Origin of the sequence: Bartonella sp. AP1QHHD, assembly GCF_042196265.1 — a bacterium.
Lineage (GTDB): Bacteria > Pseudomonadota > Alphaproteobacteria > Rhizobiales > Rhizobiaceae > Bartonella.
This window is the reverse complement of sequence record NZ_JBHIPW010000006.1, coordinates 40,416-53,230: the sequence shown is the minus strand read 5'-3', so window position 1 is coordinate 53,230 and position 12,815 is coordinate 40,416. Positions and strand designations below refer to the sequence as shown.

The following is a 12,815-nucleotide window of genomic DNA, read 5'->3' as shown; positions in this document are numbered from 1 at the left end:
TATTATAACAAAAAATCATTGCAACAAAATATTATAAAAATTGTATTATGAAAAATTAGGCCAATATTATCATGGTTTCTTTGCCACAAGATCGTATGAGACAGCTTGAAAAACGCTTTGAAATAATTGAAAGCCAAATGACGACGAATCCAAATGCTGAAACATATGTCAAATTAGCTTCTGAATATGCAGAACTACAACCCGTTATTACCTCTATACGCGCATTAAATGCTCTTTATGAAGAGATTACAGAATTAGAAACGATTATCAATGATAAACAAACAGATATAGAGATGCGTAATCTTGCTCAAGAAGAGCTACCATCGTTATATAAAAAAGTGGAGCAATTTGAAAAAGAACTCCAAATTCTGTTATTGCCTAAAGATGTTGCTGATGAAAAAAACGCTATTGTTGAAATTCGAGCAGGAACGGGTGGCTCAGAAGCAGCACTTTTTTCCGGTGATCTTTTCCGCATGTATGAACGTTATGCCCATGCTCACAATTGGAAAGTAGAAGTTATTTCACTTAGTGAGGGGGAAGTTGGCGGATATAAAGAGATTATTGCTACCATTTCAGGAAAAGGTGTCTTTTCTAAATTGAAATATGAATCAGGGGTTCATCGTGTGCAACGCATCCCTGAAACAGAGACAGGTGGGCGTATCCATACATCTGCTGCTACCGTTGCTGTGCTTCCAGAAGCTGAAGATATTGATATTGATATTCGTCCTGAAGATATTCGTATCGACACAATGCGTGCATCCGGAGCAGGAGGACAGCATGTTAATACAACGGATTCAGCTGTTCGTATCACGCATATTCCAACAGGAATTATGGTCGTACAAGCAGAAAAATCACAACATCAGAACCGAGCACGAGCCCTTCAAATTTTACGGGCACGCTTATTCGATATCGAACGACAAAAAGCGGAAAGTGAACGTTCAGCTTCTCGTAAAAGCCAAGTTGGTTCTGGTGATCGCTCAGAACGTATTCGTACCTATAATTTTCCACAAGGACGTGTCACGGATCACCGTATTAATCTAACCTTGTATAAGCTTGATCGCATTCTAGAGGGAGATCTTGATGAACTTCTTCATGCACTCATCTCAGATCATCAAACAACACTGCTGATGGAAATGGATAATAATTGAGCAAATATTCTTTCAAGAATGTTATCCAACAAATGCAAGAAAAATTGCGCACGAAAGGGATTGCTGAAGCCGATCTCGATGCGAAAATACTCGTTGAATGGATAACAGGAATAAATGCTGCTGAAAGAATTTCTAAACCAGATATGCATCTATCTTCTGAGCATATTATACAAATAGAACAGGCTTTACAACGGCGTATTGCAGGCGAACCCGTTTACCGTATTATAGGAGCACGAGAATTTTATGGTATATCTTTTACATTGTCTCAAGAGACGTTAGAACCTCGTCCTGATACAGAAACGCTGATAGATCTTGTTCTCCCTTTTCTCCAAAAACAGGTCGAAAATTCGAGAAGAACAACATTCCTTGATATGGGAACAGGAAGTGGCGCCATTGCTATTGCACTCCTTAAACAAATTCCCCAATCCTATGCGGTGGCAGTCGATATTTCTGAAGATGCCCTTAAAACAGCGAAAAAAAATGCAAAAAATGCTGAAGTAGCACACCGCTTCACACCTCTTCTTAGCGACTGGTTTGATTCTGTCACAGATCGCTTTGATTTTATTGTTTCCAATCCACCTTATATTCCCGCAAAAGATATCAAAAAACTTGCAAAAGAAGTGCGCTTACATGACCCATTACGCGCTCTGATAGGAGGGGAAGATGGACTTGATTTTTATCGAAAACTCGCCCATGAAGCAGCCAATTACTTAAAAGAAAACGGCTATGTCGCTGTTGAAATTGGTTTCTCTCAAGAAAATGAAGCCTGCAATTTGTTTGAAAAAAATGGTTTTCAATGTTTAGAAGTGCGCAAAGATCTAAGTGGAATACCCCGCGCACTTCTATTTGCATGCAAACATTAAAATTCCCAATCATCATCCGTAGTAGCAACCGCCTTGCCAATGACATAAGAAGAACCTGCCCCTGAAAAAAAGTCATGATTTTCGTCAGAGTTTGGTGATAAAGCTGCCAAAATAGCGGGATTAACACGACAAACCTCAGGGGGGAAAAGAGCTTCAAAACCTAAATTCATTAAAGCCTTGTTAGCATTATAATGAAGAAAAATTTTAACATCTTCTGTCAATCCAAGTGCATCATAAAGATCTTCAGTATATTTGCACTCGATATTATAAAGGTCAAAGAGCAGGTTAAAAGCAAAATCTTTAATTTCTTTCTTTTTGGCTTCATCAAGCTTTGCAAAGCCCAATTGGAATTTATAACCTATATAATAACCATGGACTGCTTCATCACGAATGATTAATCGAATGAGATCTGCTGTATTGGTCAACTTAGCGCGACTGGCCCAATACATGGGCAAATAAAAACCAGAATAAAATAAAAAGCTTTCCAGCAAAGTCGAAGCAATTTTTTTCTTAAGTGGATCATTTGCTTCATAACGCTCAAGTACTAATCTAGCCTTTTTCTGCAAATGAATATTTTCTTCTGACCATCTAAACGCATCATCAACTTCTACCGTCGAACAAAGGGTTGAAAAAATAGAGGAATAAGAACGTGCATGAACAGCTTCCATAAAGGCAATATTCGTCAAAACTGCCTCCTCATGCTCTGTTATCGCATCAGCCAGAAGCGAAATGGCTCCTACAGTGTTTTGAATTGTATCGAGAAGCGTTAGTCCTGTAAAAACACGAATCGTTAGCTTGCGTTCTTCATCCGTTAAGCTTGACCATGAGGGAATGTCATTGGAAAGTGGAACCTTCTCAGGTAACCAAAAATTCCCAGTTAAGCGGTTCCATACTTCAAGATCTTTCTCATCATGTAATCTATTCCAATTAACAGCGCACACAACAGGATTTTTGGTTGTAATCTTTGTCATATGATGATCTCCTATAAACTGCACGAAACACAGCCATCAACTTCTGTTCCACTTAATGCTACTTGCCGTAATCGTACATAGTAAATACTCTTGATTCCCTTTTTCCAAGCATAAATTTGTGCGCGGTTAATATCACGTGTGGTCGCTGTATCAGGAAAAAATAATGTTAATGAAAGACCTTGATCAACATGCTGTGTTGCAGCAGCATAGGTATCTATAATTTTTTCAGGACCAATCTCATAAGCATCTTGGTAAAAATTCAAATTCGTATTATCCATATAAGGAGCGGGATAATAAACGCGCCCAATTTTTCCCTCTTTGCGAATTTCAATTTTTGAAGCAATTGGATGAATGGAAGAAGTGGCATGATTAATATAGGAAATAGATCCCGTAGGTGGAACTGCCTGCAAATTGCGGTTATAAAGCCCATACTCAATAACTAATTTTTTTAGTTCCTGCCAATCCTTTTGATCTGGAATAACAATATTATTCCGTGCAAAAAGCTCTTGCACAAGCGGAAATTGCGGTTTCCATTCTTTTTCAATATATTTTTCGAAAAAACGTCCATCTGCATAAGCTGATTTTTCAAACCCTGCAAACATTTCTTGACGTTCGTGCGCAATTAAATTGGAAGCCCGTATGGCGTGATATGTCACAATATAAAAATAGATATTGGTAAAATCAATCGCTTCTGGAGACCCATAATAGATCTGCTCACGCGCTAGAAACCCATGCAAATTCATTTGTCCCAAACCAATCGCATGACTTTCAGCATTGCCTTTCGCAATGGAAGGCACACAAGCAATATTGCTCATATCCGAAACAGCAGTAAGAGCACGAACAGCAGATTCCACGGTCTGTCCAAAATCAGGACTTTCCATTGCTTTGGCAATATTCATGGATCCAAGATTACAGGATATATCACTTCCAATCGTGCGATAAGTTAAATCTGTCTCCAGTTCACTCGCCTCACTCACCTGCAAAATTTCTGAACATAAATTGCTCATACTTATGCGCCCAGCTATCGGATTCGATCGATTAGCAGTATCCTCAAATAAAATATAGGGATAACCGGACTCAAATTGAATTTCCGCTAATGTCTGGAAAAAAACGCGTGCACTTATTTTCTTTTTACGAATCTTTGCATTATCAACAAAAGAACGATAATGCTCCGTTAAAGAAATATCGCTAAAGGGCTTACCTGTCACACGCTCGATGTCATACGATGAGAAGAGATACATATCCTCATTATTCCGTGCAAGCTCAAAAGTAATATCAGGAATAACGACACCAAGCGAAAGCGTTTTGATTCTAACTTTTTCATCAGCATTTTCACGCTTTGTATCCAAAAACTTCATAATATCTAAATGATGAGCATGCAAATAAACAGCCCCAGCCCCCTGTCGTGCCCCAAGCTGATTGGCATAAGAAAAAGAATCTTCCAAGAGTTTCATCACCGGTAAAACACCTGAGGACTGATTTTCTATTTGCTTAATTGGCGCCCCTGCTTCCCGCAAATTCGTTAAACAAAGCGCTACACCTCCACCACGTTTTGAAAGCTGCAAAGCCGAATTAACCGAACGACCTATCGATTCCATATTATCTTCAACACGTAGCAAAAAACACGAAACCAATTCACCTCGTTGTTTTTTCCCAGCATTTAAAAATGTCGGTGTTGCCGGTTGAAAACGTCCTGTAATAATTTCATCCACAAAACTTTCAGCAAGAGCTTTATTCCCTTGTGCCAAATATAAAGCTACAAGACAGACGCGATCTTCATAACGTTCAAGATAACGTTTCCCATCAAAAGTCTTCAGTGTATAGCTGGTATAATACTTAAATGCGCCTAAAAAGGTAGGAAAACGAAACTTAAATGCATAAGCACGTTTAAAAAGCTTTTTAATAAAAGAAAAATCATAAAGCTCAAATAAAGCTTTTTCATAATAACCTTCTTCTATTAAGTAATCTATTTTTTCCTTCAGGTTATGAAAAAAAACTGTATTTTGATTAACATGCTGAAGAAAATATTGCCGCGCAGCAAGCCGATCCATATCAAATTGAATATGACCATTTTCATCATAAAGATTAAGCATTGCATTCAACGCATGATAATCAGTAATCTGATCCGATTTCTGCGATTGTCCTATACCAATTGTTTCCAAAATCTTTCCAATCCCTTTTTTACATAAATAACGTCTTCATCAGTTCCACGCAGCTCAAAACGATAAAGGCAAGGTACACAACATTTTTCAGCAATAATTTTACTTGCTAAATTATAATAGCGACCAAAATTACGATTCCCACCGCCAATAACACCACAAATTAATTTTCGGTTCTCAGCTTCATTAAGAAACTGGACAACGGCTTTCGGCACGGCCCCTCTTCCTTCACCATCTGCATATGTAGGAATAACCAATACATAAGGTTCAGCAACCAATGCAGAAGGCTTTCTTTTATCAATTTTGAAGAGTCGTTGACCAAGCTGCGAGACAAAATGTTCTGTATTACCCGTTGCACTCGAATAATAAACAATAAGCCCCATTAAGCACAAAGACCACTAATCATATCTGGTCTAAAACCAGACCAATGATTTTCACCACAAACAACGACAGGAACCTGACGATACCCCAGAGATTGAACAAAACTGTATGCTTGTTCATCACAGGAAATATCAACAACACGATAATGAATGCCTTTTGCATCAAAAGCGCGGCGTGTAGCATCACATTGGACACAAGATGGTTTGCTATAAATAGTGATCGACATTTTCTTCAACTTTCACAATTCCAAACAATCAACCCTGAAAGGTCAATCTAATAATTTTATAGGTACTCAAGAATAACAAAAAACAGAAATTGTACGCAAAACATGTGGTTATTTTCAAATAATACACAGCTTCCTGAACATAACAGAATTCCTCATCAAATAACTTCAAAAACTATGATGAGAATAAGCGATTATTCTACAACTTAAACGGCAAAGCCCCCTAGTTATAAAACAATCTTTTGCTTGCATTACAATTCCCTCCTGCTGTCTAAAAAACTAACGTTCTAAACTACCGTTTTTCAAGAGCTCTGTTTACTCTTTTACGGCAAAAATCAATTACAAAAACGAAAGGGAATCCTTCCAAAAGAGATTCTTCAGTAAAAATACTGCTATACCTTTGGCCAATAAACTCTTTACAATAATGGAAATAACTTAGATACCAAACGAAACACACTAACACCCTCTCTTGTGCTTATTTAGAATCACCAATCATTCTGATACTATATATAGTATATACTCTCTCTCTTTCGTCAAGGTGAATTCAATTATTATTTTTAATTTTCCACGATCTTCACACTAAAATTTTCAGTACTCAAAACTATGTAATAATATAACATTTTGTTGACAAACGTTATATTATTACATAGTTTCCAAAATAATAAGCAACGATGGTAAAAAATATGGATCTGTACTTCAATAAAACAACATTAGGCTATAGGAATAGAATAGCAATAAAGAACTTTTCAGCAAAGTTAAAAGCTGGTTCATTGGTTGCAATAACAGGTGATAATGGTGCTGGAAAATCGACACTGCTAAAAGCCATCGCCGGATTGATTAAACCTCTTAAAGGAAAAATTACAAAACCAAAAAAAAGCCGCATTGCTTATCTTGCTCAGCAATGTGATGTAGATCAAACATTTCCAATTGATGTGAAAACGCTTGTAAAAACAGGACTGTGGTCTTTTTGTGGATTATGGAAGAATCAGCGCCCTTATGATTCTAAGATTCAAAATGCTCTTAAAATGGTTGGGCTTACAGAACTCGCACCCCGTTCACTTGAAACATTATCAGGCGGGCAATTGCAACGCGCTCTTTTTGCACGTATCATTGTACAAGATGCCAATATTATTTTACTTGATGAACCTTTCAATGGTGTAGATCATAATACCCAAAAAGACCTTCTTGCACTGATCACATACTGGCAACAGCAAGGACGCACAATTCTCACAGCACTCCATAACCCTCTCATCGTGCAAGAATTTTTCCCCCAAATGATTCAAATTGATCAACAAAACGCCTTTTATGGAGAAACAACACAGTTTTTAAACAACACCATTCATCACGTTATGCCACATCTCATATCCAATTCTTTCCCTATTAGCGCACAAAAACAAAATCTTCTCATCAATGATTCTCTCTTTCTTAGGTTATAAGACGTGTATGCATTTTTTCTTGCCCCCTTTGTTGATTTCCAATTTATGCAAAACGCCCTTATCGGTTCTATTTTTCTGTCTATTAGCACTTGTCCTGTTGGTGTGTTTTTGATGCTCCGTGGAATGAGCTTGACAGGAGATGCTATCTCTCATGCCATTCTTCCTGGTGTTGCAACTGCTTTTCTGATTTGTGGTTTTTCCCTCATATCTATGACACTTGGTGGCATCTTCGCTGGTCTTATTGTTGCTTTAGCAACCATTTTGATTTCACGAAACAGCTTTCAGAAAGAAGATGCATCCATGACCGTCTTTTATCTTATTGCACTCGCGGCAGGTGTTATTATTATCTCACTGAAAGACTCAACAATTGAGCTGCTTCATCTCTTATTCGGATCGGTTCTTGCACTTGATGCACAAGCCCTTTGGTTAATCGCTACTATAATGCTGATTACACTATGCAGCCTTTGTATTTTTTGGCGTGCACTCGTTTTAGAAAGCTTTGACCCCCTCTTTTTTAAATCACTCTCTCCATTGAGTAAATATATTCATATTTCATTGCTTGGACTTGTGGTGTTGAATCTGGTTGGAGGCTTTCAATCATTGGGAACATTACTTTCCGTTGGCATTATGATGATTCCAGCCATTACAGCCCGTTTTTGGTTTTCACGGCTAGGCCCTATTTGCGCGCTTTCCACTCTTTTTGGAATCATTTCTAGCGTATGTGGTCTCCTGCTTTCTTTTCATCTTTCACTTCCCTCCGGCCCTGCTATCATCATTGCCGCAGGATTTATTTATCTCGTTTCCTGTTTGATAAGTCCACGTGGCTTTATTGTAACATGGTTTCCCCACCTCTTTTATACCTCCTCACTTTAAGGAAAAAATGTGCCTAAGTTTGCTCAAAAATTTGTTCTTCTTGGAGCTTTATTGCTTGCTCTTTCTCCATTTTCTGCTTCTGCACACAATAAAATCAAAGTTGTTGCGAGCTTTTCTATTCTCGCAGATCTCGTAAAAAATGTAGGAGACAACCATATCTCTATGACTACTTTTGTAGGTCCAAATGCGAATACCCACACTTATGAACCTACCCCCCATGATGCTCAAGCGCTTAGAAATGCTCAAATTATTTTCATCAACGGGCTTCATTTAGAAGGATTCATTGATCGCCTCATTACAGCAAGCGGTACAAAAGCACTTCTTGTCGAAGTTAGCGCTAACATTCCCTCTCTCAAAATGAAAAATCAAGAACATAATGCCCATCACCACCATAGCGTTATTGATCCACACGCTTGGCAAACAATTCCCAATGTCAAAATCTATGTGAAAAATATCGCTGCTGCTTTTTGTAAAATCGATCCACAATCCTGCACCAGCTACAAAAAAAATGCCGAAACCTACATCCAAAAACTTAAAATAGCACAAGATACCCTGAAAACAAAAATTGCTACCATTCCTAAAGATAAACGTATCATTATCACATCTCATGATGCCTTTGGCTATTTTGCCAAGGAATATGGTTTTACTATCCTTGCCCCTCAAAGTGCTTCAACAGAAACTGAAGCAACCGCAGCCGATGTTGCTAAACTTATAAAACAAATTAAAGCGAATAAAGCAACTGCCCTATTCGTTGAAAATATCTCTAATCCCCGTCTCATAAAACAGATTGCAAAAGAAACAGGTTTAACAATTGGTGGAACACTTTATTCTGATGCATTGTCAAACAAAAATGGCCCTGCAGCAACTTATCTCGATATGATGGAACACAATGTGAATACCATCATTGATGCTATCACAAAACATTAAGATCTTCTATAAAAGAGGTAAAAAAGAGTTCATAAAATCGTAGGTCTATGATTATGTTACTAATGATGCTCCAACAGCTATAATTGATAACATTGATATGAAATAAAGTTACTTTTACAGAGAAATTTATACTCTATAGATTCTAAGATAGATAAAGTAAGTGGATTTATTGCCTCATGGTGCCCAAACTGTCAGCAGTAGCATTCTATTTTTCAATGCTTCTTTTACAATAACTCTCGACACTTGAAACGATTCATAAGAAGAATTTGGTGTCTTTTTCTTAAAGTATTTTTATCTATCCAACTTCATTTATAACATGCAAGTAGAATTAGTGTATGAATAAAAACCACTTGAAGAAAAAATGCCTCTTATGAAGAGTCTCAACACAATAATTGTTGCAATGTTGGAGACTGAAAGAGAGTATGATGATGGCCCCAGCTTGCATTTTTATAAGCATAAAGATGGCGATACACAATGGATTTTATGTTATACTACTTATAAACGACTGCGTGAACAAATAGTTGGAACAACCTTGCAAGATATTTTTTAAAAAAAGTGCGTAAATTGGCAACCCAATAGCCTTCTGTTTAGGTATTCTGTTTTGTATGAGAGATGCAATTCTATTCAAAGAACGTAAAAAAATGTGTTCGGCAATGCTTAATCGCCATTATGTAAGAGACACTGGCTCAGATGTTTTTGAAAATTGCAATACTAAATTAAAAGATGATGCTAAAGACAGAATCTATTTTTTATCTTGATGCTTTCATATTCCCCCCCTAAATTAAGCTGTCTCCTCATTTTAAAAATTACACAAGCAGATAAGCTTATTCTACTCTGGCATACAAAACTGAATACAGCACTGAACCGTCTTCATATTTGTCTCAAACATACTGCTGTATAAAGTTTAGGTTGATTTATAAGCAACAAAAAGCACGCGCTTTATAAGAAAGTAATATCATAAAACCATTAATAGACTGGTAATATATTGAAAAAATATACCAGCTTTTATAAAATGCTTTGTAAAACAATAATATAACTGTCTTTGTCTCTGCTGATTCTTATAGGTGTTCGCATCGATCCCTTATGCTATATTCATAAAGATCTGTTTGAGGATGATCTATAGGCAATTTTTAACTCAAGAATATAGAAAAGATCGATGAGATGTTACAGATGTGTTTCATCTGCTTTTATCGTTAAAAGTAATGAAAATTCTAAAACAAGCACGCCTTCTATCTCTCAGTGATTTTTTTGCAACTTATCAGATACCCTCGCTGAGAATTGCATAGTGATTTACATGAGAAAAAAATAAACTTGCAGCATGCGCGCATAGGTTTCTCTCTAATTTATGTGATTGGTAGAAAAAACAAATGCTTCTTATAGGAGCTCTGAAACCATTTTAGATCATATGGCCAGCGGTAAAATAGAATGCGCCTATTTTCGTACAGACTATTTAAAACAGCGTCGTATTTTGTGGATCAAGTAGACTTCTTATGTTAGGGGTCAAAGCCAAGATATGGGGCGCATCCTCCCTTATCTGTGACTCATTTTTTCTCTCTATTTCTCTCATTTACTTTTATAATACACATAAATTATTACATCAAGAAACATATTATAATATGTTTTTTTATAACAAAATTATAAATGAGTAAAAATATGGTTAATAAAGATTTATTCTATATTGATATTTTTTTATAATGAAAATGATGTTTGAAAATTATATTCTTCTTACAGACCGTGAAAATGCAAAATTTCTTCATATAAATGTTTTGACATTCTCAGCGCCATGGGACAATGGATCATTACCAAAACTGTTAAAATTTTGTTTTTAATCCCATCGGTTACAACCTGAGTTTGTAAATGTAATCGAGAAAGTCAAAACACAACATTATCATGACGCAGCATAAAAGAGAGTCGTGTCACATCAAGTAATGCTTACTTATTATTTGTGCGCTTTCCTGTGTTTTTATTAAAAGTATGAAAATTCTGATGAGCAACTGTGAAACTTAGTTTTTGACCATAGTCTTGTGTCAAGCGTTCTTTTATTTCAATCGTAAAGATGATACCATTCCAACGCGTTAAAACATGGCAACCTGTTCCAATAAGCTTGATAAGCTCAATTTTTGTGTGAAAGACAGGCCCTTTATCTGGATGTTGTCCCAATAAGATTATTTCAGGTCTGAATGCCAAAAGATCAGTTTCTTCGCCATAAGAAAATGAATGCCCTAAATGTTGTTCTAAGACATGGCGATCAAGAAAATTCATAGGAGGAGAACCAATAAAATCAGCAACAAATGTTGTTGCTGGAGTATCGTAAATTTCCATTGGTGTTCCAATTTGCTCGATAGCTCCTTTATTCAAAACGACTATTCTATCAGCTAATGTCATAGCTTCTAGTTGATCATGGGTAACATAGAGGCTCGTTGTTCCTAATGAACGCTGTAGTGTTTTTATTTCAATACACATTTGCGCCCGTAATTTTGCATCAAGATTTGAAAGAGGTTCATCAAAGAGAAAAACACGGGGTTGACGTACAATCACACGCCCCATTGCAACACGCTGACGTTGTCCTCCTGATAATTGTCGTGGTTTACGATCAAGAAATGGTTCTATCTCCAAAAGCTTTGCAGCATGTGCGATACGTTTTTTAATTTCTTCTTTAGGAGTTTTACGATTTTTAAGACCATATTCTAAGTTTCCACGAACTGTCATATGGGGATAAAGGGCATAATTTTGAAAAACCATAGCGATATCACGATCAGCTGGTTCACGATCATTGATACATTCGTTATCAATGCATAATTCACCTGAAGTAACTTGTTCAAGTCCTGCTATAATACGTAATAAGGTCGATTTTCCGCACCCTGAAGGACCGACAAGAACAAGAAGTTCTTTATCGGCAACAGTTAAATTTAAATCATCAATGACCAGAATGCCGTTGTCATACTGTTTTTTTATATTTGATAACTGGATTATGGCCACAATTACTTCTCCGTTTCAATAAGGCCTTTGATAAAAAGCCGCTGCATGAAGATAACAACAAGAACAGGGGGAACCATGGCAACAACCGATACTGCCATGAGTATATTCCATTGAGGATCATGTTGAAGTGATTCGACAATAAGCTGTTTTAAAATAATAAGGATCGTTTGATGATTTTGATCCGTTGTGATGATAAGAGGCCAGAGATATTGTATCCATCCATAAATGAACATAATGATAAATAAAGCAGCGATATTACTTTTACTAAGAGGAAGAAGAATATCCTTAAAAAATTTAACTGGACCTGCACCATCAACACGTGCCGCCTCTAAGAGTTCATCTGGAACAGTCAAAAAAAACTGGCGAAATAAAAATGTAGCGGTTGCAGATGCAATAAGTGGAATAATCATTCCACTATAGGTGTTAACCATCCCCAATTTCGCAACAATCTCATAGGTTGGAAGAATACGAACTTCGACAGGGAGCATCAATGTAACAAAAATAAGAACAAAAGCAGTTTTTCGGAAGGGAAAGCGCATGTAAATAATTGCATAAGCAGACAAAAGTGAAATAATAATTTTTCCAACGCTAATCCCAAGAGCCATAATGAATGAATTCATTAAGAGTGGCCAGAGGTTGGGCAAACCCAGCTGTGCAAGGCCATCACCAAAGATTGTTTTATAATTTTCCAGAGCATATTTCCCAGGCAAAAGAGGAAGTGTTCCTGAGTTAAATGCTGCTGAACTATGAGTTGATGCAATGATAGCAACATAAACTGGAAAGCAAATAATGATAATACCAACAATAAGAGTAATATGGGTTAGAAATTTCAAAACAGGGCGATTTTCAACCATA

At 36.8% G+C, this 12,815-nt stretch carries 12 protein-coding genes; 6 read left to right on the top strand and 6 right to left on the bottom strand.

What is annotated here, in order from left to right; genetic code table 11:
• Positions 1-71: 71 nt before the first annotated feature.
• Both prfA and prmC read left to right on the top strand, forming a co-directional pair.
• The gene (gene prfA, locus ACFIME_RS00865) at positions 72-1,148 is read left to right on the top strand and encodes a peptide chain release factor 1 (RefSeq protein WP_375633948.1); all 1,077 of its coding nucleotides are present in this window, start codon (positions 72-74) and stop codon (positions 1,146-1,148) included.
• Entirely contained in the window at positions 1,145-2,011 is an 867-nt protein-coding gene (gene prmC / locus ACFIME_RS00860; RefSeq protein WP_375618057.1) for a peptide chain release factor N(5)-glutamine methyltransferase, read from the top strand. The genes prfA and prmC overlap by 4 nt, the downstream gene beginning before the upstream one ends.
• Here the strand turns inward: prmC and nrdF are convergent.
• The 4 genes from nrdF to nrdH are packed head-to-tail and all read right to left on the bottom strand — an operon-like array spanning position 2,008 to position 5,748.
• Positions 2,008-2,982 carry a class 1b ribonucleoside-diphosphate reductase subunit beta gene (gene nrdF, locus ACFIME_RS00855; RefSeq protein WP_012754609.1) on the bottom strand — a complete coding sequence of 325 codons (975 nt, stop codon included), beginning with the start codon at positions 2,980-2,982 and terminating at the stop codon, positions 2,008-2,010. The genes prmC and nrdF overlap by 4 nt on opposite strands.
• An 11-nt stretch (positions 2,983-2,993) precedes the next feature.
• Entirely contained in the window at positions 2,994-5,144 is a 2,151-nt protein-coding gene (gene nrdE, locus ACFIME_RS00850; protein ID WP_375633944.1) for a class 1b ribonucleoside-diphosphate reductase subunit alpha, read from the bottom strand.
• Positions 5,126-5,524: a class Ib ribonucleoside-diphosphate reductase assembly flavoprotein NrdI gene (gene nrdI / locus ACFIME_RS00845; RefSeq protein ID WP_375661925.1), complete on the bottom strand. Its 399-nt coding sequence runs from the start codon at positions 5,522-5,524 to the stop codon at positions 5,126-5,128. The genes nrdE and nrdI overlap by 19 nt, the downstream gene beginning before the upstream one ends.
• Positions 5,524-5,748 carry a glutaredoxin-like protein NrdH gene (gene nrdH / locus ACFIME_RS00840; RefSeq protein WP_005774163.1) on the bottom strand — a complete coding sequence of 75 codons (225 nt, stop codon included), beginning with the start codon at positions 5,746-5,748 and terminating at the stop codon, positions 5,524-5,526. Before nrdH ends, nrdI begins: the two co-directional genes overlap by 1 nt.
• Before the next feature lie 680 nt (positions 5,749-6,428).
• On the opposite strand from nrdH, the gene ACFIME_RS00835 reads away from it, so the two are divergent.
• From ACFIME_RS00835 to ACFIME_RS00820, 4 genes are all read left to right on the top strand, one after another.
• Entirely contained in the window at positions 6,429-7,181 is a 753-nt protein-coding gene (locus ACFIME_RS00835) for an ABC transporter ATP-binding protein (protein WP_375661926.1), read from the top strand.
• Between the two features lie 3 nt (positions 7,182-7,184).
• Positions 7,185-8,054 (top strand): metal ABC transporter permease, encoded by an 870-nt coding sequence (locus tag ACFIME_RS00830; RefSeq protein WP_375661927.1) that lies wholly within the window; start codon positions 7,185-7,187, stop codon positions 8,052-8,054.
• A gap of 9 nt (positions 8,055-8,063) precedes the next feature.
• A complete protein-coding gene (locus ACFIME_RS00825; RefSeq protein ID WP_375613291.1) occupies positions 8,064-8,981 on the top strand; it encodes a metal ABC transporter solute-binding protein, Zn/Mn family in 918 nt (305 codons plus the stop codon).
• Between the two features lie 370 nt (positions 8,982-9,351).
• The gene (locus ACFIME_RS00820; RefSeq protein ID WP_375661928.1) at positions 9,352-9,531 is read left to right on the top strand and encodes a DUF4102 domain-containing protein; all 180 of its coding nucleotides are present in this window, start codon (positions 9,352-9,354) and stop codon (positions 9,529-9,531) included.
• 1,382 nt (positions 9,532-10,913) lie between these two features.
• Here ACFIME_RS00820 and ACFIME_RS00815 read toward each other — a convergent pair.
• Both ACFIME_RS00815 and ugpE read right to left on the bottom strand, forming a co-directional pair.
• Positions 10,914-11,960: a sn-glycerol-3-phosphate import ATP-binding protein UgpC gene (locus tag ACFIME_RS00815; protein ID WP_375634596.1), complete on the bottom strand. Its 1,047-nt coding sequence runs from the start codon at positions 11,958-11,960 to the stop codon at positions 10,914-10,916.
• A gap of 2 nt (positions 11,961-11,962) precedes the next feature.
• Positions 11,963-12,814 carry a sn-glycerol-3-phosphate ABC transporter permease UgpE gene (gene ugpE / locus ACFIME_RS00810; RefSeq protein WP_375633937.1) on the bottom strand — a complete coding sequence of 284 codons (852 nt, stop codon included), beginning with the start codon at positions 12,812-12,814 and terminating at the stop codon, positions 11,963-11,965.
• Position 12,815: the final 1 nt, after the last annotated feature.

Bases quoted from the DNA above. Each gene is read 5' to 3' on its own strand.
- prfA (WP_375633948.1), top strand. From the start codon at position 72: ATGGTTTCTTTGCCACAAGATCGTATGAGACAGCTTGAAAAACGCTTT.
- nrdF (WP_012754609.1), bottom strand. From the start codon at position 2,982: ATGACAAAGATTACAACCAAAAATCCTGTTGTGTGCGCTGTTAATTGG.
- nrdI (WP_375661925.1), bottom strand. From the start codon at position 5,524: ATGGGGCTTATTGTTTATTATTCGAGTGCAACGGGTAATACAGAACAT.
- nrdH (WP_005774163.1), bottom strand. From the start codon at position 5,748: ATGTCGATCACTATTTATAGCAAACCATCTTGTGTCCAATGTGATGCT.
- ACFIME_RS00835 (WP_375661926.1), top strand. From the start codon at position 6,429: ATGGATCTGTACTTCAATAAAACAACATTAGGCTATAGGAATAGAATA.
- ACFIME_RS00820 (WP_375661928.1), top strand. From the start codon at position 9,352: ATGAAGAGTCTCAACACAATAATTGTTGCAATGTTGGAGACTGAAAGA.
- ugpE (WP_375633937.1), bottom strand. From the start codon at position 12,814: ATGGTTGAAAATCGCCCTGTTTTGAAATTTCTAACCCATATTACTCTT.